The organism is Lentzea sp. NPDC051838 (assembly GCF_040681245.1).
GTDB lineage: Bacteria > Actinomycetota > Actinomycetes > Mycobacteriales > Pseudonocardiaceae > Lentzea.
In genome coordinates, this window is record NZ_JBFAYI010000009.1 from 48137 (window position 1) to 74584 (window position 26448).

Annotated in this window: 30 protein-coding genes and 1 pseudogene; 24 read left to right on the top strand and 7 right to left on the bottom strand. The window is 68.4% G+C overall.

Features of this window, described 5'->3' with window-relative positions:
* The first annotated feature begins 1 nt into the window (after window position 1).
* The 3 genes from efp (at window position 2) to AB0M24_RS21730 (ending at window position 1611) form a co-directional block, all read left to right on the top strand.
* Window positions 2-568 (top strand): elongation factor P, encoded by a 567-nt coding sequence (efp, locus tag AB0M24_RS21720; RefSeq protein WP_363770449.1) that lies wholly within the window; start codon window positions 2-4, stop codon window positions 566-568.
* Window positions 568-987: a transcription antitermination factor NusB gene (gene nusB / locus AB0M24_RS21725; RefSeq protein WP_363770452.1), complete on the top strand. Its 420-nt coding sequence runs from the start codon at window positions 568-570 to the stop codon at window positions 985-987. The genes efp and nusB overlap by 1 nt, the downstream gene beginning before the upstream one ends.
* A 93-nt stretch (window positions 988-1080) precedes the next feature.
* Window positions 1081-1611 carry a hypothetical protein gene (locus AB0M24_RS21730; protein WP_363770455.1) on the top strand — a complete coding sequence of 177 codons (531 nt, stop codon included), beginning with the start codon at window positions 1081-1083 and terminating at the stop codon, window positions 1609-1611.
* Here AB0M24_RS21730 and AB0M24_RS21735 read toward each other — a convergent pair.
* On the bottom strand, window positions 1608-2249 hold the full coding sequence (locus tag AB0M24_RS21735; RefSeq protein ID WP_363770458.1) for an HD domain-containing protein: 642 nt from the start codon (window positions 2247-2249) through the stop codon (window positions 1608-1610). The two genes, AB0M24_RS21730 and AB0M24_RS21735, sit on opposite strands and share 4 nt — an antisense overlap.
* 25 nt (window positions 2250-2274) lie before the next feature.
* Here AB0M24_RS21735 and AB0M24_RS21740 point away from each other — a divergent pair, with 25 nt between their 5' ends.
* From AB0M24_RS21740 to AB0M24_RS21750, 3 genes are read left to right on the top strand one after another with little or no spacing between them, the layout of a single operon-like run.
* Window positions 2275-2670 (top strand): hypothetical protein, encoded by a 396-nt coding sequence (locus AB0M24_RS21740; protein WP_363770461.1) that lies wholly within the window; start codon window positions 2275-2277, stop codon window positions 2668-2670.
* A 10-nt stretch (window positions 2671-2680) separates the two neighbouring features.
* On the top strand, window positions 2681-3526 hold the full coding sequence (locus AB0M24_RS21745) for a helix-turn-helix transcriptional regulator (RefSeq protein WP_363770464.1): 846 nt from the start codon (window positions 2681-2683) through the stop codon (window positions 3524-3526).
* Complete coding sequence (locus AB0M24_RS21750; protein ID WP_363770467.1) at window positions 3501-3674, top strand: DUF397 domain-containing protein; 174 nt, start codon at window positions 3501-3503, stop codon at window positions 3672-3674. The genes AB0M24_RS21745 and AB0M24_RS21750 overlap by 26 nt, the downstream gene beginning before the upstream one ends.
* On the opposite strand, the gene AB0M24_RS21755 is transcribed toward AB0M24_RS21750, so the two are convergent.
* On the bottom strand, window positions 3675-3965 hold the full coding sequence (locus AB0M24_RS21755; protein ID WP_363770470.1) for a hypothetical protein: 291 nt from the start codon (window positions 3963-3965) through the stop codon (window positions 3675-3677).
* Between the two features lie 452 nt (window positions 3966-4417).
* On the opposite strand from AB0M24_RS21755, the gene AB0M24_RS21760 reads away from it, so the two are divergent.
* From AB0M24_RS21760 to AB0M24_RS21775, 4 genes are all read left to right on the top strand, one after another.
* Window positions 4418-5227 (top strand): sigma-70 family RNA polymerase sigma factor, encoded by an 810-nt coding sequence (locus tag AB0M24_RS21760; protein ID WP_363770472.1) that lies wholly within the window; start codon window positions 4418-4420, stop codon window positions 5225-5227.
* Between the two features lie 82 nt (window positions 5228-5309).
* Entirely contained in the window at window positions 5310-6017 is a 708-nt protein-coding gene (locus AB0M24_RS21765) for an RNA polymerase subunit sigma-70 (protein WP_363770475.1), read from the top strand.
* A gap of 7 nt (window positions 6018-6024) precedes the next feature.
* On the top strand, window positions 6025-6873 hold the full coding sequence (locus tag AB0M24_RS21770; RefSeq protein WP_363770478.1) for an alpha/beta hydrolase fold domain-containing protein: 849 nt from the start codon (window positions 6025-6027) through the stop codon (window positions 6871-6873).
* Window positions 6870-7601, top strand: coding sequence for a WYL domain-containing protein (locus AB0M24_RS21775; RefSeq protein ID WP_363770481.1), 732 nt, complete (start codon window positions 6870-6872; stop codon window positions 7599-7601). The genes AB0M24_RS21770 and AB0M24_RS21775 overlap by 4 nt, the downstream gene beginning before the upstream one ends.
* Before the next feature lie 39 nt (window positions 7602-7640).
* Here the strand turns inward: AB0M24_RS21775 and AB0M24_RS21780 are convergent, their stop codons facing one another.
* Entirely contained in the window at window positions 7641-8129 is a 489-nt protein-coding gene (locus AB0M24_RS21780) for a transcriptional regulator (RefSeq protein ID WP_030471611.1), read from the bottom strand.
* Between the two features lie 257 nt (window positions 8130-8386).
* Between AB0M24_RS21780 and pyrR the strand changes: the two genes are divergently transcribed.
* From pyrR to metK, 12 genes are all read left to right on the top strand, one after another.
* The gene (gene pyrR, locus AB0M24_RS21785) at window positions 8387-8959 is read left to right on the top strand and encodes a bifunctional pyr operon transcriptional regulator/uracil phosphoribosyltransferase PyrR (protein WP_363770484.1); all 573 of its coding nucleotides are present in this window, start codon (window positions 8387-8389) and stop codon (window positions 8957-8959) included.
* Window positions 8956-9888, top strand: a complete 933-nt coding sequence (locus AB0M24_RS21790) for an aspartate carbamoyltransferase catalytic subunit (RefSeq protein WP_363770487.1) — start codon at window positions 8956-8958, stop codon at window positions 9886-9888. The genes pyrR and AB0M24_RS21790 overlap by 4 nt, the downstream gene beginning before the upstream one ends.
* The gene (locus tag AB0M24_RS21795; RefSeq protein WP_363770490.1) at window positions 9885-11165 is read left to right on the top strand and encodes a dihydroorotase; all 1281 of its coding nucleotides are present in this window, start codon (window positions 9885-9887) and stop codon (window positions 11163-11165) included. The genes AB0M24_RS21790 and AB0M24_RS21795 overlap by 4 nt, the downstream gene beginning before the upstream one ends.
* On the top strand, window positions 11162-11650 hold the full coding sequence (locus AB0M24_RS21800) for a transporter (RefSeq protein WP_363770493.1): 489 nt from the start codon (window positions 11162-11164) through the stop codon (window positions 11648-11650). The genes AB0M24_RS21795 and AB0M24_RS21800 overlap by 4 nt, the downstream gene beginning before the upstream one ends.
* The gene (gene carA, locus AB0M24_RS21805; RefSeq protein ID WP_363770496.1) at window positions 11617-12759 is read left to right on the top strand and encodes a glutamine-hydrolyzing carbamoyl-phosphate synthase small subunit; all 1143 of its coding nucleotides are present in this window, start codon (window positions 11617-11619) and stop codon (window positions 12757-12759) included. The genes AB0M24_RS21800 and carA overlap by 34 nt, the downstream gene beginning before the upstream one ends.
* 1 nt (window position 12760) lies before the next feature.
* A complete protein-coding gene (gene carB, locus AB0M24_RS21810; RefSeq protein ID WP_363770499.1) occupies window positions 12761-16063 on the top strand; it encodes a carbamoyl-phosphate synthase large subunit in 3303 nt (1100 codons plus the stop codon).
* Between the two features lie 58 nt (window positions 16064-16121).
* Window positions 16122-16931 carry an orotidine-5'-phosphate decarboxylase gene (gene pyrF / locus AB0M24_RS21815; protein ID WP_363770502.1) on the top strand — a complete coding sequence of 270 codons (810 nt, stop codon included), beginning with the start codon at window positions 16122-16124 and terminating at the stop codon, window positions 16929-16931.
* A gap of 294 nt (window positions 16932-17225) precedes the next feature.
* Window positions 17226-17543, top strand: coding sequence for an integration host factor, actinobacterial type (mihF, locus tag AB0M24_RS21820; protein WP_030471603.1), 318 nt, complete (start codon window positions 17226-17228; stop codon window positions 17541-17543).
* Window positions 17540-18136, top strand: a complete 597-nt coding sequence (gene gmk / locus AB0M24_RS21825) for a guanylate kinase (protein WP_363770506.1) — start codon at window positions 17540-17542, stop codon at window positions 18134-18136. The genes mihF and gmk overlap by 4 nt, the downstream gene beginning before the upstream one ends.
* A 2-nt stretch (window positions 18137-18138) precedes the next feature.
* Window positions 18139-18417: a DNA-directed RNA polymerase subunit omega gene (rpoZ, locus tag AB0M24_RS21830; RefSeq protein ID WP_045313812.1), complete on the top strand. Its 279-nt coding sequence runs from the start codon at window positions 18139-18141 to the stop codon at window positions 18415-18417.
* Window positions 18414-19664: a bifunctional phosphopantothenoylcysteine decarboxylase/phosphopantothenate--cysteine ligase CoaBC gene (gene coaBC / locus AB0M24_RS21835; protein WP_363770511.1), complete on the top strand. Its 1251-nt coding sequence runs from the start codon at window positions 18414-18416 to the stop codon at window positions 19662-19664. Before rpoZ ends, coaBC begins: the two co-directional genes overlap by 4 nt.
* 39 nt (window positions 19665-19703) lie before the next feature.
* On the top strand, window positions 19704-20906 hold the full coding sequence (gene metK / locus AB0M24_RS21840; RefSeq protein WP_363770514.1) for a methionine adenosyltransferase: 1203 nt from the start codon (window positions 19704-19706) through the stop codon (window positions 20904-20906).
* Between the two features lie 144 nt (window positions 20907-21050).
* Here the strand turns inward: metK and AB0M24_RS21845 are convergent, their stop codons facing one another.
* The 3 genes and pseudogenes from AB0M24_RS21845 to AB0M24_RS21855 form a co-directional block, all read right to left on the bottom strand.
* Window positions 21051-21854, bottom strand: a complete 804-nt coding sequence (locus tag AB0M24_RS21845; protein ID WP_363770517.1) for an IS3 family transposase — start codon at window positions 21852-21854, stop codon at window positions 21051-21053.
* A gap of 44 nt (window positions 21855-21898) precedes the next feature.
* Window positions 21899-22222, bottom strand: coding sequence for a helix-turn-helix domain-containing protein (locus tag AB0M24_RS21850; protein WP_363770976.1), 324 nt, complete (start codon window positions 22220-22222; stop codon window positions 21899-21901).
* A gap of 69 nt (window positions 22223-22291) precedes the next feature.
* Window positions 22292-22759, bottom strand: a pseudogene (locus AB0M24_RS21855) (hypothetical protein); the annotation flags it as partial.
* Here AB0M24_RS21855 and AB0M24_RS21860 point away from each other — a divergent pair.
* Together AB0M24_RS21860 and AB0M24_RS21865 are read left to right on the top strand one after the other, a co-directional pair.
* Window positions 22644-23045: a hypothetical protein gene (locus AB0M24_RS21860; protein ID WP_363770994.1), complete on the top strand. Its 402-nt coding sequence runs from the start codon at window positions 22644-22646 to the stop codon at window positions 23043-23045. The pseudogene AB0M24_RS21855 and the gene AB0M24_RS21860 overlap by 116 nt on opposite strands.
* Before the next feature lie 35 nt (window positions 23046-23080).
* The gene (locus tag AB0M24_RS21865) at window positions 23081-25960 is read left to right on the top strand and encodes a hypothetical protein (protein WP_363770520.1); all 2880 of its coding nucleotides are present in this window, start codon (window positions 23081-23083) and stop codon (window positions 25958-25960) included.
* Here the strand turns inward: AB0M24_RS21865 and AB0M24_RS21870 are convergent.
* A complete protein-coding gene (locus tag AB0M24_RS21870) occupies window positions 25950-26447 on the bottom strand; it encodes a calcium-binding protein (RefSeq protein WP_363770523.1) in 498 nt (165 codons plus the stop codon). The genes AB0M24_RS21865 and AB0M24_RS21870 overlap by 11 nt on opposite strands.
* Between the last annotated feature and the right edge of the window lies 1 nt (window position 26448).

The window sequence follows — 26448 nt, forward strand, 5'->3', positions numbered from 1 at the left end:
CGTGGCCACCACGAACGACCTGAAGAACGGCCTGGTGCTGAACCTCGACGGCCAGCTCTGGACCGTCACCGCGTTCCAGCACGTCAAGCCCGGCAAGGGTGGCGCCTTCGTGCGCACGACCCTCAAGCACGTGCTGACCGGGAAGGTCGTCGACAAGACCTTCAACGCGGGCACCAAGGTCGAGACCGCCACCGTGGACAAGCGCGGCATGACCTACCTGTACAAGGAAGGCACCGACTTCATCTTCATGGACGGTGACACCTACGACCAGATCCCGGTTCCGACCGAGACCGTCGGTGACGCCGCCAACTACATGCTGGAGAACCAGGAAGCGATGGTCGCCACGCACGAGGGCGTCCCGCTGTTCGTCGAGCTCCCGACCTCGGTCGAGCTCGTGATCCAGCACACCGACCCCGGCCTGCAGGGCGACCGCTCCACCGGCGGCACCAAGCCCGCCACCCTGGAGACCGGCGCCGAGATCCAGGTCCCGCTGTTCGTCACGACCGGCGAGAAGATCAAGGTCGACACCCGCGACGGCCGTTACCTCGGCCGCATCAGCGACAAGTAATGGGCGCACGCAGCAAGGCCCGCAAGCGCGCGGTCGACTTCCTCTACGAAGCCGACCTTCTGGGCACCGACCCGGTGACGCTGCTGGCCGAACGCGTCGGCTCCCCGGACATCCCTCCGGTGAACGACTACACCGTCACGCTCGTCGAGGGCGTGCACACCAATCGCGCGCGCATCGACGACCTGATCTCGGAGCACGCCGAGGGCTGGACCCTGCAGCGCATGCCGGCGGTCGACCGCGCGGTCCTGCGCATCGGCCTGTACGAGCTGCTGTGGGCGGCCGACGTGCCGGACGCGGTCGCGATCGACGAGGCCGTGGAGCTCGCCAAGGGCCTCTCGACGGACGACTCGCCGCGCTTCGTGAACGGTGTGCTGGGCCGGATCGCGGTCATCGCGGACCAGCTGCGCGCCGTTCTCTGATCTCGATGAAGGGAACCTTCCTCCACGCCAGGTGGAGGAAGGTTCCCTTCATCGTTCTCAACGCGCGGGCGGTTCGGCGCCATGCTGAAGGGCATGCAGACCTTCCTCGACGACGTGCAGCGGATCGTTGACGCCTCCGACGACCAGTACGAGATCACCCAGCGAGTGGCCGAACGTCTGTCGGCCCTGCTGGACAGCGGCTACCGGCTCCCCGCCGAGCTCACCCGCCCGTCACCCGACCACCACGTCAACTACCCGCTCCACATCGCCCCGTCGTGGTGCGTGGCGGTCGTCGTGTGGGCGCCTGGCCAACGCACGCCCGTGCACGGCCACGAGACGTGGGGAGTCGTCGGCATCTACGCGGGCGCCGAACGCGAACTCCGCTACGCCAAGCCCACCGGCCCCGGCCCGCTGACGCCGCTCGGCGAACAGGTCTTCCTGCGCGGCGAGGTCACCGTGTGCTGCACGACGGATGACGACGTCCACGCCGTCGAAGCCGAGTCCGACGAACCGACCATCGGCATCCACGTCTACGGCGCCGACATCGGCACCATCGAACGCCGCCGCTACGACCCGGAGACCGGCTCCGTCGAGTGGTTCGTCGGCGGCTGGCACACCCCTTAGCCGCGCGCCCAGCCCCTGCGCTCGCCCTCGTCGATCAGGTGCTTCGCGGTGTCCCACAACGTCTTCGACGCCTCGCCGATGACCGCCTTGCGAGCACGCACGTCGTTTGCCGTGACGCCGGGCGTGCGCCACGTGCCGCCCTCGGCCATCCAGTTGAGCAGCAACGGCTGGAACCGGTCCACGGCCTTCGCGAACCGCGCTTCCGGCGTCTCGCGCGCCTCGAACTCGTCCCACAACGCACGCATCGTCCGGCCCACGTCCTCGGGCAGGATGCCGAACAGCCTGTCCGCGGCGGCTTCCTCGCGCGCCACCTGGCTCTTGCCGAGCTCGGTGTCGTAGATCGGGGTGTCGCCCGCGTAGATCTCGACCAGGTCGTGCACCACCACGAGCTTGATCGTGTGGCCGACGTCGATCGGTTCGTCGGCGTACTCGGCGAGCGTCATGACCATCAACGCCAGGTGCCACGAGTGCTCCGCGTCGTTCTCGCGCCGATCGGCCGCCGCGAGCGGGGACGCGCGCAGAATCGTCTTCAGCCGGTCGACCTCGATCAGGAACGTCAGGTGGTCGCGCAGCCGGGTGTCCAGATCGGACGGCAGCGGGGTGCGATCGGAGAGAAGCTCGTCGTCAGAAGAGGTCACCTCGCCAGGATATGGAGGCACCGCGATGATCAGCACGAGGATTTCGTCCAGGGTGGCGGCAGGCTTCGCGGTGCTGTCCGGCCTCGGGTTCGGCCTGCCTGCTGTGTACGGCGCCGTGCACTTCGCGCGGCACGGAACCGTCTGGCAGTTCCTGGGCTTCCCCACCTACGGACAGGAGGGGTCTGTGCCGTTGATGGCGGGCTTCGCGGTCGTCTGCGGCGCGGAGGTGATCGCGGGAACCCTGCTCTGGCGCGGGCGCAGGTCGGGCAAGAGACTCGCGCTCGCGTTGCTGCCGTTCGAAGTCGCGTACTGGATAGGATTCGCGTTGCCCGTAGGGCCTTTGCTCGGCGTCGGGCGCACGGTGGCGGTGCTCTGTTTTCACCCGAACGAGCCAGTATCGTGGACCAGGGACAAGATTTAGCGTCGGCGGCATGGCTCCTTCCACTCCGTCCACCGCGTACAGCCGCGACCTGGGCGACGAACTGCGTCGCCTCCGCGAGACCACGACCGACCTCACCGGCCACGGCCTGGCCGTCCAACTCGGCTGGGATCCCAGCAAGGTCTCCAACATCGAGCACGGCAAGGCGCGTCCCAGCGAGATCGACCTCGTCCAGTACCTGACCAGGTGCGGCAAGGACACGGACTACTTCGAAGACTTCAAACGCCGCTACCGCAACGCTTTCGAGGAATACATCGTGCAGGTGTCGGACAACGTCCGCACGCTCGCCATGGCGGAGTCCACGGCCACGAAGATGATCAACTACGACACTCTCACCGTGCCCGGCCTCATGCAGACAGCCGAGTACGCGGCTGCCCTGTATCGAGCAGCAGGCGTGGCAGAGGACCGGATTCCCGCCCTTGTCCGGGCTCGTGTGGACCGCCAGGCGGTGCTGCGGCGCCACGATCGGCCGGATTGCGTGTTCTACATCCATGAGCTAGCGCTGCGGCAGCAGGTCGGCGACGCCCAGGTCATGGAGGACCAGTACCTGCAACTGCTGTTCAGCGCTGACCTCGTTCGCCTCGTGCCCGCCGATGTGCTCGTGAACTCGGCCGGGCTGCGGTTGTGGGAGTACGGCAAGGCGATGCCGATCGCCTACAGCGAGACCGATCTGACCCACGTGTTCGTCCAGGACCGTGGAGCGATCGCCCGAACCAGGATGATCTTCAACCGCTTGGAGGAAGTCGCTTTGGATGAGGGACAATCACGGAGCAGGCTGGCTGAGTACGCCGGTCGCCCGCGAGAGGAACTCGATGACTCAGGATCGCTCTTGGCGTAAGAGCAGCTACAGCAACGGGACTCCGGAAGGGGACTGCGTCGAGGTTTCGCTCGCCCACGACGCGCTCGTCCGCGACTCCAAGAACCAGGCCGGTGAGGTGCTGGAGTTCAGCACCTCGGCCTGGCAAACGTTTGTCGCCACGTTCTGATCAGCTCGCGGCAAGGAACTCCTCCCACGTGTGGGTGCCGCGGTCGCCGTCCAAGGTCAGGTTCTGCCCGCCCCGGTAGGCCTTCCCCGCCTTGCCCGGCAACCGCACCGGCACGGTGAGCCGCCGCTTGCCCGCAGTCGTCAGGTAGTCCTGCACGAGCTGCTTCATCTCGTACACGGCAGGTCCTGCCAGGTCCGCGACCCGGCCCGCGGGCGAATCCAGCGCCAGCTCGACGATGCGCGCCACGTCGCGGACGTCGACCGGCCGCAACCGCATGCCCGGCACCGGCACGATCGGCAGCCAGGGCCGTGCTCAGCGTCAGGTGGTGGAACTGAGCCGCCCTCCACACGCCGAACGGAATCTCCGAGCAGGCAATCGCTTGCTCGTCTGCGAGCCTGGTCTGCAACCAGGCCAAAGCCCCGAGTCCGCGCCGCTCGCCGAGATGTGCGCGGGGCGGAGACCGTTGACCGCCCGCGACCAGATCCCGAATCGCGACGCCACTGCCCCTATGGCCACCCACCACACACACGACACCCGCCGGGTTCCCCCAAAATCAACAATAGTCGGCAGGTCTGACAGTTGTTCGTGTTGAGCGAGTCGACGTCACCGCGCGGCAACGGGACCACGTGCTGGCCGAGCGTGCCGGTGCCGCCAGTGACGAGGATCTTCACGGTTACCCTCCAAAGTGACGCTGTTGCCCGGTCGACCCGGCGGCGGCCGAAGATGTGACAGGGGGCAGCGATTTGATCGCGCAGTTCGAGCAGGAACGTCCGCGGCTCAAGGCCGTCGCGCACCGGATGCTGGGCTCGTTCGCCGAGGCCGACGACGCGTTGCAGGACGCGTGGATCCGGGTCGAGAAGGCCGACACCAGCGAGGTCGAGAACCCCGCCGCGTGGCTGACGACCGTTGTCGGGCGGGTGTGCCTGAACATGCTGCGCGACAAGAAGGAGCACGCGTTCGAGATGCCGGACGCGGTGATCGACACCACCGAGGAGCCCGAGCACCAGGCCGTCGCCAAGGACGAGGTCGGGCTCGCGATGCTGGTCGTGCTGGACACGTTGAAGCCCGATGAGCGGCTGGCGTTCGTGCTGCACGACATGTTCGCGGTGCCGTTCGACGACATCGCGCCGTTGATCGACAAGACGCCCACGACGACAAGGCAGCTCGCGTCACGGGCGCGCAAACGTGTGCAGGACCGGCCGCAGCCCAACGTCGACCTGCCGAAGCAGCGGGAAGTGGTGAACGCGTTCCTCAAGGCGTCCAGGGAAGGTGACCTGGAGGGCCTGGTGTCGGTGCTGCACCCCGACGTCACGCTCAAGGCGGGTGCGCTGGAGGTCATCGGCGGCCGCACGGTGGCCGGAAGAGCAAGCCTGTTCCGCAAGTACGTCGCGATGGCCGAGATCCAGCACGCGCTCATCGGCGGCGAGGCCGGGTTCGTCACGTGGGTCGACGGGGTGTTGTTCTCCGCCATGGCTTTCACGGTGCGCGGCGACAAGATCGCCGCGATACACGTCATTCAGGACAAGGAGCAGCTCGCCGCGCTTATTCCGTGAGCAATACCACTGTCGTCGCTGGTCACGTCAGGCGCCCATCCGTTGTCTAGTGGAATGGGCGCTTGATCGAAAGGACCACGCGATGGTGGTCGAGGAAAGACTGGCTTATCGGCTGCTGGGCCGGTTCGCGGACGCGACGGCGGCGGTGCGGGAGGCACGCCGCAAGACCGACGGCGAACCGGGCTGGCTGAACACCGTGGTCGCGCGCGTGAGCCTCGGGATGCTGCGCGCGCGGCAGAAGGCCGGGTTCGAGATGCCGGACCCGGTCGTCAGCAAGGAACCGAACGACGAGGTGGGCCTCGGCGTGCTCACGGCACTCGACGCACTCACGCCGGACGAACGGGTCGCATACGTGCTGCACGACCTGTACCGGGAGCCGTTCGAACAGGTCGCGCCACTGATCGGCCGCACGCCGCTCGGCGCGTTGCAGGTGGAGGCACGCGCACGGCAGCGGGTGTCGGCCCGGCCGGTGTCCGATGTGGACCTGGCGGGGCAGCGCGAGGTCGTGGACGCGTTCATGGCGGGCGAGGACGTGCTGGACGCGGACGTCACGCTTCGGTCGGAAGAGGCCTGGCTGCGCGGGCACGGCATGGTCGCGCCCAAGGCCGCGGTGCTGCAAGCGGCACCGTGCATGGCGCCGGCGGTCGTCGGCGGCGAGGCGGGGCTGGTGTCGATCACGGACGGCAAGCCGATCGCGGTGGTGGCGTTCACGGTGCGGGAGCGGAAGATCGCGGCCATCCACGCGATCACGGACCGGGAGCACGTGGCGCGGCTCACTCGGAAAGGGTGACAGGACGGTGTCGCGGACGGGTGCGACCGTCCGCGACATGAAGATCGTCGACGAGGACTGCCTCGCGGAAACCCTGACGTTCAACCGGAACTTCGAGGTGCGGGAGACACCGCTGGAGGTCCTGCGGCGCAACCGGCTCGGTGGCGACCTGCCCCCGGTCAGGCTGCCGCAGGGCCAGGACCGAGTCGCGCACGGCGTACCGGTCAGGGTGTTCACGCCGGAGCACGCTGACGGTGTCTACCTGCACGTCCACGGCGGCGGCTGGTCGTTCGGCTCGGCGGACGGGCAGGACGAACGACTGTGGGAGCTCGCCACGGCGACGCGCCTGACCGTCGTGAGCGTCGAGTACCGCCTGGCTCCGGAACACCCGTTCCCCGCCGCACCTGACGACTGCGAAGCGGCCGCGCGGTGGGTCGTGGCCGAGTTCGGCACGGACAGGCTGCTGATCGGCGGCGAGTCGGCGGGTGCCCATCTGTGCGTCCTGACGTTGCTGCGCCTGCCTGGCGTCTTCCAGGCGGCGAACCTCGTTTTCGGTGCCTACGACCTGTCGAAGCCCACGACCGACAGGCTCCGACGCACGTACGAACTGTTCACGCCGGGGATGACGGCCGAGCAGCGCCGGGCTCCCGGGATCTCGCCGGTGTTCGCCGACCTGGCCGCGATGCCGCCCGCCAGGATCGTCGCCGGCGCCGAGGACCCGTTGCTGGACGACTCGGTGCGCCTCGCCGAACGGTGGCCGGGAGCCCGGCTCACCGTTGTCGCGGGCGCGCCGCACGGCTTCACGTTGTATCCGCTGACGATCACCGAGCGGGAACGGCACCGCGAGCGGGATTTCTTGGCAGGATCGGGGTGGTGAACCGCACTGCCCGGCTGTACGCGCTGGTGGAGGAGTTGCGTGCGAGAGCGCCGAGGCCGTCGACGGTCGGGGCCCTCGCCGCACGGCTCGAAGTCAGCACACGGACCGTGCAACGCGATCTGCAGGCGTTGATGGAGACCGGGGTGCCGGTGCGGAACACGCTGGGACGCGGCGGCGGCTGGTCGATCGACCCGGCGATGACCCTGCCGCCGATCCACTTCACCCCGGACGAGGCGTCGGTGCTGGCCGCCGCTCTTGCCGGGGCCGACGGCTCGGCCGCCGCGCGCACGGCGTTCCAGAAGATCGCGGCGGTGCTGAACGGCCCCGCGTCGGCCGCCGCCGGCGAGTTCGCCTCCCGCGTTGTCGCGCTGCCGTCGCGAACGGACGCCGGGGTCCGGGCGGCGGTCCACGACGCGTTGGCCGCGAACACGGTGCTGCGCCTGACCTACACCGACGCGTCAGGGCAGGAGACCGAACGCGAGGTGGAACCGGCCGGGCTGCTCACCACCGACGGCCGCTGGTACCTGATCGGCTGGTGCCGGACGCGCCGGGCGGGCCGCGGTTTCCGTCTTGATCGGATCACGGCGGCGGTTACTACATGTGAGCTGGCAGAGAGTCACGATCTGAGCGATCTGCTGCGGGGTTCGGTGGCCGCGAGCGCCACCCGTCCGAGAACGCTGGACCCCCTGAATGCAGCAGTGGCTCCCTCACGTCCTCAGGGCGACTAACAGGACGTAAGGGAGCCATTGCTCCAAAAGCGTGAGCGCTCAGTCTTCCTTCGCGGGGCGGGCCTCGGGGGGAAGCACGCCCCAGTCGATGAGCTGCTCGGTGAGCTCGCCCGGCGTCATGTCGTAGATGATCGCGAGAGAGCGCAGGTCCTCGGTGCGGATGGAGAGGACCTTGCCGTTGTAGTCACCGCGCTGCGACTGGATGGTCGCGGCGTAGCGGGCCAGGGGGCCGACCTTCTCGACCGGTAGCTGCTGGAGCCGTTCCAGGTTGATCACGATCTTGGTGGCCGGCTCGGCGCCCGACGGCACGCGGCCCTCGGGCAGGAGCTCGGCGACGGGAACCCCGTAGAAGTCGGCCAGCTCGGCCAGCTTCTGCACGGTCACCGCGCGGTCACCGCGCTCGTAGGAGCCGACGACCACGGCCTTCCAGCGACCGCCGGACTTCTGCTCGACGCCGTGCAGAGACAGTCCCTGCTGCTGGCGGATAGCGCGGAGCTTGGCCCCCAACGCCTTGGCGTAGTCGCCCATTTGGCGGTTCTCCGTTCATTCGCCCCGTCAGCAGTACGGCGGTGCTGCGGGGAGGCTTAGATCGATACGCAGAGTAATGATTACTCGCCGTGGTCGACAGGTCAAGCTGATCTCAAGGAGAGACGCGCGCCACGCCTGGCACACCACTCGGATGGTTGACCGTCCGTAGGTGATACGGTGCAGGTCAGCCCGGCTGTAGCCGGGTGCCCGACGTCCTTTAAGGACCCGTCCAGTGAGGCGGGGAAGGAGGTCCAGCCGTGGCGTCACGTCAACGTGGCGCGACGGATCCGGCCGGGGATCGCGAGATTCTCTCGGCCGGTGATGTCGCGCGCACTGTCGCCCGAATGGCCCATCAGATCATCGAGAAGACCGCTCTCGATGCACCGAGCGCACCCGACGTCGTCTTGATGGGTATTCCCAGCCGGGGAGCCCCTCTCGCACGCCGGTTGGCCGCTAAAATCGCCGAATTTTCGGGCAGGCACGTCCAAGAGGGCACGCTCGACATCACCCTCTACCGCGACGATCTCCGCCGGGGCCCGACGCGTCCGCTCGAAGCCACGAAGCTGCCCGAGGGCGGCATCGACGACAAGCTCGTCGTGCTCGTGGACGACGTGCTGTTCTCCGGCCGCACCATCCGCTCCGCGCTCGACGCGCTGCGCGACCACGGCCGTCCCCGCGCGGTGCAGCTGGCCGTGCTGGTCGACCGCGGCCACCGCGAGCTGCCGATCCGGGCGGACTACGTCGGCAAGAACCTGCCCACGTCCAAGACCGAGGACGTCGTGGTGATGCTGGAGGAGTTCGACGGCCGCGACGGAGTGGTGCTGAAGTGAAGCACCTGCTCTCCACCGACGGTCTCGGCCGCGACGAGGCGACCGCGATCCTCGACACCGCGGACCGGCTGAAGCAGGCGCTGCTCGGCCGTGAGGTCCGCAAGCTGCCGACGTTGCGCGGCCGCACGGTGATCACCATGTTCTACGAGAACAGCACGCGCACCCGCGTGAGCTTCGAGATCGCCGGCAAGTGGATGTCCGCCGACGTGATCAACGTCAGCAGCTCCGGTTCCAGCGTCAGCAAGGGCGAAAGCCTCCGCGACACCGCGCTGACCTTGCAGGCCGCCGGCGCGGACTGCGTGATCGTGCGCCACCCGGCGTCCGGCGCGGCGCACCGGCTCGCGGGCTGGCTCAAGCACACCAGCACGTCCGTGGTGAACGCGGGCGACGGCATGCACGAGCACCCGACGCAGGCGCTGCTCGACGCCGCGACGTTGCGCGACAGGCTCGGCAGCCTCGACGGCCGCCGCGTCGCGATCGTCGGCGACGTCCTGCACAGCCGGGTCGCGCGCTCGAACGTGCACCTGCTGACCGCTCTCGGTGCCGAGGTCACGCTCGTCGCGCCGCCCACGCTGCTGCCGACGGGCGTGGAGAAGTGGCCGGTCACGGTCTCGCACGAGATCGACTCCGAGCTGGCCTCGCAGGACGCGGTGATGTTGCTGCGCGTCCAGGCCGAGCGCATGACCGGCGGGTTCTTCCCCAGCTCCCGCGAGTACTCGATCGCCTACGGCCTCAACGAGCGGCGCCTCAAGCTGCTCCCCGAGCACGCCGTCGTGCTGCACCCCGGCCCGATGCTGCGCGGCATGGAGATCGCCTCCGTCGTCGCCGACAGCCCGCAGGCCGCCATCACCGAGCAGGTTCGCAACGGTGTCCACGTGCGCATGGCCGTGCTGTACCACTTGCTCGCCCACGAGGAGGAAAACGCGTGAAACCCTTGCTGCTCAAGGGAGTACGTCCCTACGGCGAGGGGGAACCGCGAGACATCTTGATCCGTGACGGCGTGATCGCCGAGGGCACGGACGAGAACGCGGAGGTCATCGAAGGCAACGGCGCGATTCTGCTGCCGGGCTTCGTCGACCTGCACACCCACCTGCGCGAACCCGGCCGCGAGGACACCGAGACCATCGAGACGGGGTCGCGCGCGGCCGCTCTCGGTGGCTACACGGCCGTTTTCGCCATGGCCAACACCGACCCGGTGGCCGACAACGCCGTCATCGTCGAGCACGTCGCCCGCCGCGGCCAGGAGGTCGGCCTCGTCGACGTCCACCCGGTCGGCGCCGTCACCGTCGGCCTCAAGGGCGAGAAGCTCGCCGAACTGGGCACGATGGCCAAGTCCAAGGCCAACGTCCGCGTCTTCTCCGACGACGGCCACTGCGTGCACGACCCGTTGATCATGCGTCGCGCCCTGGAGTACTCGAAGGCGTTGGGTGCGGTCATCGCCCAGCACGCCGAGGAGCCGAAGCTCACGGTCGGCGCCCAGGCGCACGAGGGGGAGAACGCGTCCAGGCTCGGTCTGCAGGGCTGGCCGGCCGCCGCCGAGGAGTCGATCGTCGCCCGCGACTGCCTGCTCGCGAAGCAGGTCGACGCGAAGCTGCACGTCTGCCACGTCAGCACGACGGGCACGGCGGACGTCCTGAAGTGGGCGAAGGCGCGCGGCACCAAGGTCTCCGCCGAGGTCACCCCGCACCACCTGATCCTGACCGACGACCGGCTCTCCACCTACGACCCGGTCAACAAGGTCAACCCGCCGCTGCGCACGCAGACCGACGTCGACGCGCTGCGCCAGGCGTTGGCCGACGGCACGATCGACTGCGTCGCCACGGACCACGCCCCGCACGCCGTCCAGGACAAGGACTGCGAGTGGTCGGCGGCGCGTCCGGGCATGCTCGGGCTGCAGACCGCGCTGAGCATCGTCGTCGAGACGATGGTGAAGACCGGCCTGCTGGACTGGCGCGGCGTCGCGCGGGTGATGAGCGAGAAGCCCGCCGAGATCGCCGGGCTGACCGACCAGGGCCGTCCGATCGCGGTCGGCGAGCCCGCGAACCTCGTGCTGGTCGACCCGGACGCTTCCTGGACGGTCAACGGCGCGGAGCTCGCGAGCATCGCGGGCAACACCCCGTTCGAGGGCATGGAGATGCCCGCCACGGTGACGGCGACCATCTTGCGTGGCCGGGTCACCTCTCTCGCGGGAAGGATTGCCGAATGACCCGCGTACTGCTCTCCGTGGCCGTTCTGCTCTTCTTCGCCCTGTGCGTCTACGGCATGTGGCACGGCTGGAAGCGACGCCAGGCCAAGCAGGCGGACCTGCCCGCGTTCCCCGCCACGCCGTCGACGTTGGGTGAGCCGACGCTGGCGACCACGGGCGTCTACATCGGAACGACGAACGCGGGCAACTGGCAGGACCGGGTCCAGGTCGGCGACATCGGCCACCGCGCCGAGGCCACGTTGAGCCTGGTGCCGGAAGGCGTCGCGATCGAACGCGTTGGCGCTACGCCGATCTTCATCCCCGCCGAGTCCATCCGGGACGCCCGGACCGACCGCGGACTCGCCGGGAAGGTCATGTTCAGCGAAGAAGGTTTGCTGGTGGTCCAGTGGGAGAACCAGGGGCACCTGTTCGACACCGGTTTCCGCGGTGACGACAAAGACGTTTACGAGGCATGGGTAGCAGCTCTAGTGGGAGGCAAGGCGTGACGAACGCGGCATTGGTGCTGGAGGACGGTCGCGTCTTCCGCGGTGAGGCGTACGGAGCGACCGGCGTCTCCCTGGGCGAGGTCGTGTTCTCCACGGCCATGACGGGCTACCAGGAAACGTTGACGGACCCGTCCTACCACCGCCAGATCGTGGTGCAGACCGCGCCGCAGATCGGCAACACCGGCTGGAACGACGAGGACGACGAGTCGTCGAAGATCTGGGTCGCCGGGTACGTGGTGCGCGACCCCGCGCGCACGCCGTCGAACTGGCGGTCCAAGCGCGGCCTGGACGAGGAGCTGGCGAAGCAGGGCGTCGTGGGCATCTCCGGCCTCGACACCCGGACGCTGACCCGCCACATCCGCGAGCAGGGCGCGATGCGGGCCGGGGTGTTCTCCGGCTCGGAGCTCACCGACGACGCGTCGATGGTCGAGCAGGTCAAGGCGTCCGCGCAGATGGTCGGCGCGAACCTGGCTGTCGACGTGACCACGGCGAACCCGTACGTGGTCGAGGCGATCGGCGAGAAGAAGTTCACGGTCGCGGCTTTGGACCTGGGCATCAAGTCGAACACCCCGCGGATGATGGCGGCGCGCGGCATCGAGGTGCACGTGCTGCCGTTGACCTCGTCGTTCGAGGACATCCTGAAGGTCAGCCCTGACGGCCTGTTCCTGTCCAACGGTCCTGGTGACCCGGCGACGCAGGACCACGCGATCGGGCTGACTCGCGAGGCGTTGTCGCGCAAGCTGCCGCTGTTCGGCATCTGCTTCGGCAACCAGATCCTGGGCCGCGCGGTCGGCCGCGGGACGTACAAGATGCGCTACGGCCACCGCGGCATCAACATCCCGGTGATCGACGTCGCGACCGGCAAGGTCGCCATCACCGCGCAGAACCACGGGTTCGCTTTGGAGGGCACGCCGGGGGAGGAGTTCTCCTCGGAGTTCGGCCGCGCGGTGCTGTCCCACTACTGCCCCAACGACGGCACCGTCGAGGGCGTCCGGCTGCTCGACGCGCCGGCGTTCTCCGTGCAGTACCACCCCGAGGCCGCGGCCGGTCCGCACGACGCCGCGCCCCTGTTCGACGAGTTCGTGACCTTGATGAACGGAAGCCGCTGACATGCCCAAACGCGAAGATGTGAAGCACGTTCTGGTCATCGGCTCCGGTCCGATCGTCATCGGCCAGGCGTGCGAGTTCGACTACTCGGGCACGCAGGCGTGCCGGGTGCTGCGGGAGGAGGGCATCAGGGTCAGCCTGGTGAACTCGAACCCGGCGACGATCATGACCGACCCGGAGTTCGCGGACGCCACGTACATCGAGCCGATCACGGCCGAGTTCGTGGAGAAGGTGATCGCGCAGGAGAAGCCGGACGCGATTCTGGCGACGCTGGGCGGGCAGACCGCTCTGAACACCGCCATCGCGCTGCACGAGCGTGGCGTTCTCGAGAAGTACAACGTCGAGCTGATCGGCGCGGACATCGACGCCATCCAGCGCGGTGAGGACCGGCAGATCTTCAAGGACCTGGTGCGCCGCATCGGTGCCGAGGTCCCGCGTTCGGCCGTGTGCAACACGATGGAAGAGGTCCGCAAGACCGTTGCCGAGCTCGGTCTTCCGGTGGTCATCCGTCCCTCGTTCACCATGGGTGGGCTGGGATCCGGCATGGCGTACACGGAGGAGGAGTTGGAGCGCCTCGCCGCCATCGGGCTCGAAGAGTCTCCGGTCACCGAGGTGCTCATCGAGGAGAGCGTGCTCGGGTGGAAGGAGTACGAGCTCGAGCTGATGCGCGACCGCAACGACAACGTGGTCGTCATCTGCTCGATCGAGAACATCGACCCGATGGGCGTGCACACGGGCGACTCGGTGACGGTGGCGCCCGCGATGACGCTGACCGACCGCGAGTACCAGCACATGCGCGACGTCGGCATCCAGGTCATCCGCGAGGTCGGCGTCGACACCGGTGGCTGCAACATCCAGTTCGCGATCCACCCGGACAACGGGCGCATGGTCGTCATCGAGATGAACCCGCGCGTCTCGCGTTCGTCGGCTCTTGCTTCGAAGGCAACGGGTTTCCCGATCGCCAAGATCGCCGCGAAGCTCGCCATCGGGTACACGCTCGACGAGATCACCAACGACATCACGGGGGAGACCCCGGCGTCGTTCGAGCCGACGCTCGACTACGTGGTCGTGAAGGCTCCCCGGTTCGCCTTCGAGAAGTTCCCCGGTGCGGATCCGACTCTCACGACCACGATGAAGTCGGTCGGCGAGGCGATGTCGATCGGCCGGAACTTCGTGGAGGCGCTCGGTAAGGCGCTGCGTTCGCTGGAAACGAAATCGGTCGGTTTCTGGACTCAGCCCGATCCCGAAGGCGTTACGCTCGAGAAGGTCCTGGCGGACTTGGAACGCGGTCACGACGGCCGCCTGTACACGGTCGAACGCGCGCTGCGGCTCGGTGCGTCCATTGAGGACGTGTACCGGGCTTCGGGGATCGACCCGTGGTTCATCGAGCAGATCGCCTGGCTCGGCACGTTGCGCACGGAGCTCCTGGACGCCCCGGTGCTCGACGAACCGTTGCTGCGCAAGGCGAAGCGCGCTGGTCTCTCCGACCGGCAGATCTCCGTTCTTCGTCCGGAGCTCGCCGGTGAAGATGGCGTGCGCGCGCTGCGGCACCGTCTCGGCGTGCGGCCGGTCTACAAGACGGTCGACACGTGCGCGGCGGAGTTCAAGTCGGAGACGCCGTACCACTACTCCGCGTACGAGCTCGACCCTCAGGCCGAGTCCGAGGTGGCGGAGCAGCGGGAGAAGCCGAAGGTGCTGATCCTGGGCTCCGGTCCGAACCGCATCGGGCAGGGCATCGAGTTCGACTACTCGTGCGTGCACGCGGCCATGGCGCTGCGTGCGGCCGGGTACGAGACCGTCATGGTCAACTGCAACCCGGAGACGGTGTCGACGGACTACGACACGTCGGACCGGCTGTACTTCGAGCCGCTGACGTTCGAGGACGTGCTGGAGGTCGTGCACTCCGAGCAGCGTTCCGGCACGGTCGCGGGCGTGATCGTCCAGCTCGGCGGGCAGACCCCGCTGGGCCTGGCGCAGCGCCTGGCCGACGCCGGGGTGCCGGTCGTGGGCACCACGCCCGAGGCGATCCACCTCGCGGAGGACCGCGGCCAGTTCGGCAAGGTGCTGACCGACGCCGGTCTGCCCGCGCCGAAGTTCGGCACGGCCACGTCGTTCGACGAGGCGAAGGAGATCGCGGACGAGATCGGCTACCCGGTCCTCGTGCGGCCCTCCTACGTCCTGGGCGGGCGCGGCATGGAGATCGTGTACGACGAAGAGTCGCTGTCGGGCTACATCGCCCGCGCGACCGAGGTGACGCCCGAGCACCCGGTGCTGGTCGACCGGTTCCTCGACGACGCCATCGAGATCGACGTCGACGCGCTGTGCGACGGCGACGAGGTGTTCATCGGCGGCGTGATGGAGCACATCGAGGAAGCCGGCGTGCACTCCGGCGACTCGTCGTGCGCGCTGCCGCCGATCACGCTGGGCGCGTCCGACATCGAGAACGTGCGCCGCTCGACCGAGGCGATCGCTCGCGGTATCGGCGTGAAGGGGCTCCTGAACGTCCAGTACGCGTTGAAGGACGACGTGCTGTACGTCCTGGAGGCGAACCCGCGTGCGTCGCGCACGGTGCCGTTCGTGTCCAAGGCGACTGCGGTCTCGATGGCCAAGGCCGCCTCGCGCGTGATGCTGGGCGCCACGATCGCCGAGCTGCGGGCCGAGGGTCTGCTGCCGGCGACCGGCGATGGCGCTCGGCTGCCCGAGCACGCGCCGGTCGCGGTGAAGGAGGCGGTCATGCAGTTCCACCGCTTCCGCACGCCCGAGGGCCACGGCGTGGACTCGTTGCTGGGCCCGGAGATGAAGTCCACCGGCGAGGTCATGGGCATCGACTCGTCGTTCGGCAAGGCGTTCGCGAAGTCGCAGACGGCTTCCTACGGCTCGCTGCCGACGTCGGGCAAGGTGTTCGTGTCGTTCGCGAACCGCGACAAGCGCGCGATGATCTTCCCGGTCAAGCGCCTCGCCGACCTCGGCTTCCAGATCCTGGCGACCGCGGGCACGGCGGAGGTGTTGAAGCGCAACGGGATCCCGTGCACCGAGGTGCGCAAGCACTTCGAGGGCGACGGCAACGTCGTCGACATGATCCTGGCCGGCGAGATCGACATGATCTTCAACACGCCGTACGGCAACAGCGGCCCCCGTGTGGACGGCTACGAGATCCGCACCGCCGCTGTGGCGAAGGACATCCCCTGCGTCACCACGATCCAGGGCGCTGCCGCGGCCGTGCACGGCATCGAGGCGCTCATCCGCGGTGACATCGGGGTCCAGCCGTTGCAGGCGCTCCAGGCCGCTCTGAGGGAGGGTTCGTGAGGTTCGGGGACGAGCTGACGAAGGTGGTCGAGGCTCAGGCCGCTCTGCGAGGTGGCGCGTGACTTTTGGCGAACGGCTCACGAAAGCCGTTGAGGCGTACGGACCTCTGTGCGTGGGCATCGACCCGCATCCATCACTGCTGGACGCCTGGGGCCTCTCACGGACCGCTGAGGGGCTCGAACGGTTCGCTCTGACGGCCGTGGAGGCGTTCGGCGGCAAGGTGTCGATGGTGAAGCCGCAGGCGGCGTTCTTCGAGGCCTACGGGTCGCGTGGCGTCGCCGTCCTGGAACGGGTGATCGCCGAGCTGCGCGACTCCGGCACGCTGGTGCTGGTGGACGCCAAGCGCGGCGACATCGGCTCGACGATGGCGGCGTACGCCGAGGCGTACCTGGGCGACTCGCCGCTCGCCGGGGACGCGGTGACGCTGTCGCCGTTCCTCGGGTTCGGGTCGCTGCAGCCCGCGCTGGACACCGCCCGTGCGCACGAGCGAGGCGTGTTCGTGCTGGCGCTCACGTCCAACCCGGAGGGTGCCGAGGTTCAGCGCACCGTTGCTCCGGACGGGCGAACCGTGGCGCAGACGATCATCGATTTCGCGACCGCCCGGAATTCAGGCATTTCTCCGTGCGGCGATGTTGGTCTCGTCGTGGGTGCCACGATCGGGGAAACGGATGTGGACCTCGAGGGGTTCAACGGACCGATCCTCGCGCCCGGTTTCGGCGCTCAGGGAGGCTCGGTGGCTGATCTAAAACGGCTCTTCGGGCCCGACATGCGCAACGTCTTTCCGACTTCTTCACGAGATGTTCTCCGGCATGGCCCGGACGTATCGTCGCTGGTCAGAGCCGTGCGGAGCGTCCAGGAGAGCCTCTAGAGGCGGGGCGCGCCACAACTTTGTGGTGTGGCGCGCTCACCTGGGGAAACTTGTGTTGGTAGGGTCCACGCCACCGGCTGCCCCGCTGGTCACCGGCCTCATAGCACACGTAACGTGTGGGACGAGTTCCCGGAGGGCAGTGATCAGGCCGCCGGAGGGTGTTGGTACTACTACCACCCGCCGCATCACATGGCCGCTGAAGATTTACCTGACTGGGTCACGTTGTCCCCAGGCAATTGCGGTCGGTACGGTCGCGGCACCGATCCGAAAAGAATCCACACCACGGAGGAAATCGTGGCTCTTCCCCAGCTTACCGAGGAGCAGCGAGCCGCAGCGCTGGAGAAGGCTGCTGCCGCTCGTCGCGCTCGGGCTGAGCTCAAGGAGCGCCTCAAGCGCGGCGGCACGACCCTGACGGACGTGCTCAAGGCCGCCGAGAGCGACGAGGTCCTGGGCAAGATGAAGGTGTCCGCGCTGCTCGAGGCCCTGCCGGGCGTCGGCAAGGTGCGCGCGCAGCAGATCATGGAGCGCCTCGAGATCGCTCCCAGCCGTCGCCTGCGCGGTCTCGGTGACCGTCAGCGCAAGGCCCTGCTCTCCGAGTTCAGCGGAGAGTGAGTGACACCGAGGCGGGGGCGGGTTCCGCCCGCCCCCGCCTCACCGTCTTGTCCGGGCCGTCGGGCGTGGGGAAATCCAGCGTCCTGGCGGAGCTGCGAAGGCAGCAACCCGATGTCTACTTCTCCGTCTCGGCGACCACCAGGAAGCCGAGGCCGGGCGAGGTCGACGGAGTGCACTACCACTTCGTGGACCGCGAGAAGTTCCAGCAGATGGTCGACGCGGGCGAGTTCCTCGAACACGCCGAGTTCGCGGGCAACCGCTACGGAACCCCTCGCAGGCCCGTCGAAGAAGCTCTGGCCACCGGCCGCCCCGCCCTGCTGGAGATCGAGCTGCAGGGCGCGCGGCAGGTCCGGGTGGCAATGCCGGACGCTCAGCTGGTGATCCTGATGCCCCCGTCCTGGGAGCACCTGGTGGACCGGCTGACCGGCAGAGGCACCGAACATCCGGACGTCGTCGAACGTCGCCTCGAGATCGCCCGCGAGGAGCTGGCGGCCGAGAAGGAGTTCGACGAGGTCGTCGTGAACGCCGACGTGCAGTCGGCCGCGGCCGACTTGCTATCCTTGATGGTCGGACCACGAATCTCAGGAGTTTGAGAGTGATCACCCACACCGAGCTCGGTCATCTGACCGGTTCTCCGGAGGGCATCACCAACCCGCCGATCGACGACCTGCTTGAGCAGGTGAGCTCGAAGTACGCGTTGGTGATCTACGCCGCGAAGCGTGCCCGCCAGATCAACGACTACTACGCGCAGCTCGGCGAGGGCCTGCTCGAGTACGTCGGCCCGCTCGTCGAGCCGGGCCCGCGTGAGAAGCCCCTCTCGATTGCTCTTCGCGAGATCCACGCGGGTCTCCTTGAGCACACCGAGGGCGAGTGACCGCGTCATCTGACGCTGATGCCCCTGTTCGCCCCAAGATCATCCTTGGGGTCGGCGGGGGCATCGCCGCGTACAAGGCCTGCGAGGTCCTGAGGCGGCTCACCGAGTCCGGCCACTCCGTGCGGGTCATCCCCACCGAGGGCGCGCTCAAGTTCGTCGGCGCCGCCACGTTCGAGGCGCTGTCCGGCCAGGTCGTGACGGCCGACCCGTTCGACGACGTGCACGAGGTCCCGCACGTCAAGCTCGGGCAGAACGCCGACCTCGTCGTGGTCGCCCCGGCGACGGCGAACATCATCGCGAAGGCCGCGCACGGCCTCGCGGACGATCTTCTGACGAACACCCTGCTGACCGCGCGCTGCCCGGTCCTGCTGGTCCCGGCGATGCACACGGAAATGTGGGAGCACCCGGCCACCCAGCACAACGTGGCACTGCTGCGCTCGCGCGGTGTCCTCGTCGCCGAACCCGCGTCCGGCCGGCTGACCGGCAAGGACACCGGCAAGGGCCGCCTGCCGGACCCCGCCGAGATCGTCGAACTGGCCCGGCTGCTGCTGGTGCGCCGCGACGCGCTGGAGCGGACACTCGAAAGTGTGCACGTCGCGATCTCCGCCGGAGGTACGCGCGAACCCCTCGACCCGGTCCGGTTCATCGGCAACCGCTCGTCCGGCAAGCAGGGCTATGCCCTCGCCAGGGTCGCCGCCCAGCGCGGCGCCAGGGTGACGTTGGTCGCGGGCAACACCGCCGACCTCGCCACGCCCGCCGGAGTCGACCTGGTCCGGGTCGGGTCCGCGGTGGAGCTGCGCGACGCGATGCACGAGGTCGCGGCCGAGGCGGACGTGATCGTGATGGCCGCCGCGGTGGCCGATTTCAGGCCCACTAGTCTGACGGGCCACAAGATCAAGAAGACCTCCGCCGACCCCGACCCGATCACGCTGACCAAGAACCCCGACATCCTCGTGGAACTCGTTTCCGCACGTCGGAAGGGTCAGGTGATCGTCGGGTTCGCCGCGGAGACGGGCGACGAGACGACGTCGGTGCTCGACTACGGCAGGGCCAAGCTGAAGCGCAAGGGCTGCGATCTCCTGGTGGTGAACGCGGTCGGTGCCGGCTTGGCGTTCGAGCAGGAGGACAACGCCGGCTGGTTGCTCTCGTCCGACGGCACCGAGACCGCTATACCACATGGATCGAAAACGCAACTGTCGTCCGTGGTCTGGGACGCAGTCCATCGATTCTGCACCGATGCTCGATAAGCTTTTTCCGGACGTCATGACAGCGAATAAGGAGTGTCCGTGAGCCAGCACAGCAGCAGGCTGTTCACCAGTGAGTCGGTGACCGAGGGACACCCCGACAAGATCTGCGACGCGATCAGCGACTCGATCCTCGACGCGCTGCTGGCGAAGGACCCCCGGTCCCGCGTCGCGGTCGAGACGCTGGTCACGACGGGGCAGGTCCACGTCGCGGGTGAGGTCACCACCGAGGCCTACGCCGACATCCCCACGATCGTGCGCGAGAAGATCCTGGACATCGGCTACGACTCGTCGCAGAAGGGCTTCGACGGCAACTCGTGCGGCGTCAACGTCGCCATCGGCGCGCAGTCCCCGGACATCGCCCAGGGTGTCGACACGGCGTTCGAGAACCGCGTCGAGGGCGCGGCCGACGAGATCGACAAGCAGGGCGCCGGCGACCAGGGCCTCATGTTCGGCTACGCGTGCACCGACACGCCCGAGCTGATGCCGCTGCCGATCGCTCTCGCGCACCGCCTCTCGCGCCGCCTGACCGCGGTCCGCAAGGACGGCACCGTTCCGTACCTGCGCCCGGACGGCAAGACCCAGGTCACCATCGAGTACGCGGGCGACCAGCCTGTGCGCCTCGACACGGTCGTCGTCTCCTCGCAGCACGCCGACGACATCGACCTCGAGAACCTGCTGGGCGTCGACATCCGCAAGTTCGTGGTGGAGCCGGAGATCGCCGATCTCGGCATCGACACCTCCAACGTGCGCCTGCTGACGAACCCGACCGGCCGCTTCGTCATCGGCGGCCCGATGGGTGACGCGGGTCTCACCGGCCGCAAGATCATCGTCGACACCTACGGCGGCATGGCCCGTCACGGCGGCGGCGCGTTCTCCGGCAAGGACCCGTCGAAGGTCGACCGCTCCGCCGCGTACGCCATGCGCTGGGTCGCCAAGAACACCGTCGCGGCCGGCCTCGCCACCCGCGTCGAGGTCCAGATCGCGTACGCCATCGGCAAGGCGGCCCCGGTCGGCCTGTTCGTCGAGACCTTCGGCACCGAGACCGTCGACCCGCAGAAGATCCAGCAGGCCATCAACGAGGTGTTCGACCTCCGCCCGGCCGCGATCATCCGCGACCTCGACCTGCTGCGCCCGATCTACGCCCCGACCGCCGCGTACGGCCACTTCGGCCGCACCGACGTCGACCTGCCGTGGGAGTCCACGGACCGCGCCGAGGCCCTGCGCAGCGCCGCAGGAGCCTGATTCCGGCTCGCACGACGGCCCGCTTCCCTGCCAGGGAGGCGGGCCGTTCGCGTTGAACGATCTTGTCGGACCCGCCGAGTAAGTTGAGTCGTAGGGGTTCCCAGCTTGCACTGCAGTCCGAAAGTTGGACTGGATGGCTGAAGGTTAGGCAGTGAGGACCTGGGTTCGGTAGTCGGCCGGGCTCAGGTTTCCCAGCGTGGTGGAGATGCGGGTGGTGTTGAACCAGCCCATGTAGTCGTCCAGTGCGGTGGTGAAGTCCTCGACGGAGTCGAACTTGGTGTGGTGGAAGAGTTCTTCTTTGAGGTGGCTGAAGAAGTTCTCGGCGATGGCGTTGTCCAGGCCGTTGCCGCGTCGTGACATCGACTGAGTCAGGCCGGCACTGGACAGAGTCCGCCGCCAGGAGATGTGCTGGTAGTGAAAGCCCTGGTCGGAGTGCACCAATGGCCGCTGTCCGGGTTGCAGGGTGGCGATGGCCTTGCGTAGCGAGGAGTTGGCCAGTTCCAGCGATGGTGAAAGCCCGTGGGAGTAAGCGACGATCGAGCGGTCGAACAGGTCGATCACCGGGGACAGATAGATCTTGCGGTCGGCGATGCGGAACTCGGTGAGGTCGGTGACCCACCCTGTGTTCGGGGCCGGCACGGTGAACTGTCGGTTGAACTTGTTCGGCGCGGTCATGCCGGTCTGGCCGGACATGCGGCGGTAACGGCGTCGCCGCACACGGCATGTCAGGCCGAGGCTGTTCATCAGTGTCAACACCGTCTTGGCCGCGACCCGCCAGCCTTGGCGGAGCAACACGATGTGCACCCGCCGATGCCCATAACGGCCTTTGGCCTGCGTGAACACCTCGGCGATCGCGGCTTTGAGCGCCGCCTGCGGATCGGGCCTGGCCAGCCGGGCCTGGTGATAGAAGAACGTCGACCGGGCGAGCCCCGCGACATCCAGCAGCACCGCCAGTGGAAACTCCGCCTTGAGAGTAGCGATGACCTGGGATTTCAGTCTCGCCCCTGCTCCCTCAAGGCCCGCAGTTTTTTCAGGTAGGCGTTCTCCGCCGCGAGTCGCAGGTTCTCCACCCGCAGCCGCTCCACCTCAGTCAGCTCCGCAGGCTCGGCAGCGGCCTTGGGCGGCCTCTTCGGCTTGGGCCGCAACGCGTCCTCACCCTCCCGCCGATACTCGCGCACCCATCGCTGCACCAACTTCGGCGACGACAACCCGTACTCGGCGGCCAGCTCCATCGCGGTCGCCTCGCCACCGACGAACCTGCGCACGACCTCGAGCTTGAACTCGAACGGAAACGCCCGCCCATTCGGCCTGACCATCAGCGCTCCAGCGCCTCGTAACCGCCACCGATCATGCAAGCGTGCCACCGCACCGCGCCCCACACCCAGCCGGGCCGCCACCGCACCCCGCCCAAACCCTTCCTCGAACAACACGACCGCAGCCTCACGCTGCAGCTCAGACAACGAACTCCGCGAATACACAACACTCCCCGGACGAAGGAACTGGATCACCAGTCCAACTTCCGGGGAGCAGTGCAGCTCGGGGGTACCCCTGCGCAAGCTCGGAACGCGCACCGAGCCACACCCCGCTGATTGCCCGGTTCCTCTTTCTGCGCGGCACATGGTTGATCGCTGATGGTCGAGGCCCTGCGCCCCGCCGCCGGCGCCTGATCTGCCCTGCTTCCCTTCAGCGGTGGCGGGCCGTTCGCGTTGAACGACCTCGCTGGGCATGCTGACCACCATGGATCTCCGCGACAAGTTCGCCGCGCTGGGCGCCGACGACCCCGAGGGCTGGGCGAGCTCGGAAATCTCCGAGAACATCCCGCAGCTGGCCCGGTTCCGCTTCCTGCGCGGCATGTGGTCGATCGTCGACGACCACGGCCCGTCCACCGGCCCGGTCTACCAGACCGGCGAGGCCGCCCGCGAACGTCTGCTGGCGCTCGGCGCGGACCCAGCGGACCTGCAGGCGTTCGCGCGCATGGTGGCCCACGAGAGTTTGTTCTCCGCCCTCTACTTCCTGGACGACCCAACCGGCGACGACGTTCCGGACCTGCCTGGCTGGGCCCTGATCGAGACGTCCGCAGGTGAGCTGACCGGCAGGCTGGTGCAGGCGCTCTACGAGGACATGGATCCGGACCGCTGACGGTATTTCCGCGCTCCCGACGCTCTCCGCCCTGAGTGGGGGACAACACGACCGGGCTGCACGCGGTGCCACGTCCGCTGGACGTCGAACTGCCGCGCCTGCGCCTGGTCGACCGCCTCCGCCAGCGCTGGTCCCGCCCGATCACCCTGGTCGTGGCCGGCCCGGGCTTCGGCAAGACCACCGCACTGGCCCAGGCCGTCAGAGCCAACCTCCTGGACCCGTGCGGCCTCGACGCCTGGGTGACCTGCGGACCTGGCCACGAAGACGCGCCCGAACTGGCCACCGCGATCCTGAAAGCCCTGGGCACGCGAGGTACCGAGCCCAACGCCAAAGAAGTCATCGCCGCACTGAGAGGACCACTGGACGTCTGCCTCGTCCTGGACGACCTCCACGAGGTCCCGGACGGATCGCCGGGCGCGGCACTGCTCGCCGAGGTGGCACGCGCACTGCCGGACACCGCACACCTGGTGCTGTCGGGCAGGAGCAACCCGAACCTCCCGCTGGCCCGCCGCGAAGCCGCCGGCGAGGTGGCCGCGATCAGCACGGAAGACCTGGCCTTCACCGACGCCGAGACCACCGCGCTCGCCCACCGGTTCGGCAGACAGCTCACCCACGACCTGAACGGCTGGCCCGCGCTGATCAGGCTGTCGCTCACCGCCGGCCCGAAGGCGTCGTGGCGCTACGCCGCGGAAGAGGTGCTCAACGGACTCCCGCCGGCGATGCGCAGAACCCTGGCCGCCCTGGTCCTCCTCGGCACAGCCACAGAAGAAGAGACCACCGAAGTAGCCGAAACGAAGACCGACCTGGAACGCCTCGCCCAAGCCGTCCCACTGGTCAACCGCCTCGACGACGGCCGGTATCGCGCCCACGACCTGTGGGCAGGCCTCGTCCCCACAGACCACCTGAGAACGAAAGCGGTCGACGTGCTGGACAAGCGCGGAGACCTGGCGACAGCAGGGCGGATCGCGTGCCGGGCGAACGACTGGGCGCTGCTCGCCAAGATCGCCGTCGAACTCGTGCGCACCACCCTGTCAGTGCTGCCCTGCGCGACCGCCCGAAGATGGCTCGAAGCAGTCCCGGCGCGGCACGCACACGACCCGGCGTTCCTGCTCTTGAGAGCCGCGGTCGTGCACGGCAACGACTTCACCGACCCGTCCATCGACTGCCTGGTGGACCAGGCCACCACGAAATTCCTGAAACACGACGACCAGGACGCAGCCGCAGTCGCGCTGGGCCAAGCCGTGATCACCGCACACTCCAGAGGTGACCTCACAAGACTCGCCGAAGTCGCCCAACGCGCACAACAACTCGGCGCGAACACACCAGTGCTGAGACTGCTGAAACACAGCGCCGCCGCCGTGGTCGCCGAACTGGCCGGAGAACCGGAGGCCGCACTCGTCCACCTCGACCAGGCACCCACCCGCGAGGTCCCGAAAGCGCTGGCGGTGTCCACGACGAGGTTCCACGTCCACTGCCTCGCGATGTGCGGCAGAGGACAGGAAGCAGCCGAGCTGGCCGAACGAATGCTGGACGACGACCTGGCGATCCACCACGCCGCGACAGCGAGGTGGTTCGACGGAGAACCCGGTGAAATACCTCAAAAAACCGACAGCACGGCCCGCGACGAGTTCGTGGCACACGCCGTGCACACCGTCATCGCCGCGTCGTTCGGCGAGACCACGCCCGACCTGCCCGCCACCCCGGACAACCCGCGCGACGCGGTGCTGGCGTGCGCGGCACAGGCGGCGGCAGCGGTCGTGCGCGGTGAGGAAGACGCAGCCCGCAACGTCTACAAACGACACCTCGCCAGGTGGCCCGCGGACATCAAGCTGAACGAACGCCACCTGCGCCGGTTCCTGACGCTCGGCTACGTGCTCAGCGACGAGCTCGGAGAACGTTGGGACACAACAGATCTGGGCCCGTCCCACCGGAAGGCACGAGCAGCGGGACGAGCTCTGAACCTCGCCAGAAGAGGAGATCTGCGCACCGACCTCGAAGAAGCACACGCGCTGTGCTTCCTCCCGCTGCCCTGGTCCGCGGAACTCGCCGCCCGCCAGGCCGCGACGGGCAGGACGAGGCTGGGCACCTGGTTGGCGGACAGGATCGGAACCAACGCGCACCGCCAGTTCCGCGAACTCGCACGCGACCCGGACCTGGCCGCCGGTGCCGCCAAACTGCTCGCCACCGTGCCCACGCCACCGGACCACCCGATCGGCGTCGAGGTCATCGGGCCGATGCGGATCACCAGGAACGGCCTCACCGCACACGCACCGGAACTGCGCCGCGTCCGGGTGAGGCAACTGCTGGGGTTGCTGATACTGCGGCCGGCGATCAACCGCGAGCAGGCGATGGACCTGCTCTGGCCGGACCTCGACCCGGCGAGCGCCGCGCGGAACCTGCGGGTCACCATGACCCACCTGCGCAGACTGCTCGAACCCGAGCGCACGAGCGGTGAGGCCAGCTACTGCGTGCGTTGCGACGGCGACTCGATCCGCTTGGTGCGCGGCGGTTTGCTGAAAGCGGATCTGTGGTCGTTCCACGAGCTCAGCGACGCGGACAACCTGAGCGAGGCGACCGCGCTGTGGCGGGGCGAGCCGCTCGAAGACCTGGCGGACCTGTGCGTGTCCGAGATCGCCACGATCAAAGCCAGGCAGGTGCAGAACCTGTTGGTGCTGGGCGAACGACGGCTGGTCAGCTCGGACCCGCACCAGGCGTGGCGACTGGCCGACCGCGCGCTGGCGCTGGAACCGTTCGAGCCGCGCGGTCACCGGCTCGCACTGGCCGCGGCACTGCGCGCACGGAATCCACAAAGGACTGTGCAGACCCGTGCGCGCGTGCTGGACTCGTTGCGGCAGCTCGGGGTGCGACCCGATCCCGCCACCGCGATCCTGTTGCGGCAGACGGTCAGCAGCTGACCTGGACCTCGGTGGACGCGGTGCAGAAGTCGAAGCCGGCCTCGCCGTCGCCGCCGTCGCTGTTCAGGTCGCCGGACAGCAGGTCCATGCCGTCGCCGCCGCGCAACCTGTCGTTGCCGGGTTCGCCGTAGACGGTGTCGTCGGCGCGGTCGCCGTCGGCCTTGTCGTTGCCGGTGCCGGCGCAGATCAGGTCGTTGTCGTCGCCGCCGTGGATGACGTCGTCGCCGCCCATGCCGAGGATGATGTCGTTGCCGGCTCCGGCCCAGATCTCGTCCGCCCAGGGCGTGCCGAGGATGACGTCGTTCCCGCCACCGGTGACGGTGACCATGTTGGGCCCAGGGACGACGTACGTGGGCACGGCGTTGTAGCAGGCCGCGGGGCCTGGTCTGTTCTGGAACTCCGGCGGCACCTCGTCGGCTGAGGCGACACCGAACGTGCAGAGAGCGATCAAGAGCGCCGAGACGGCTGCTGTGGTGTGGGTTCTCATG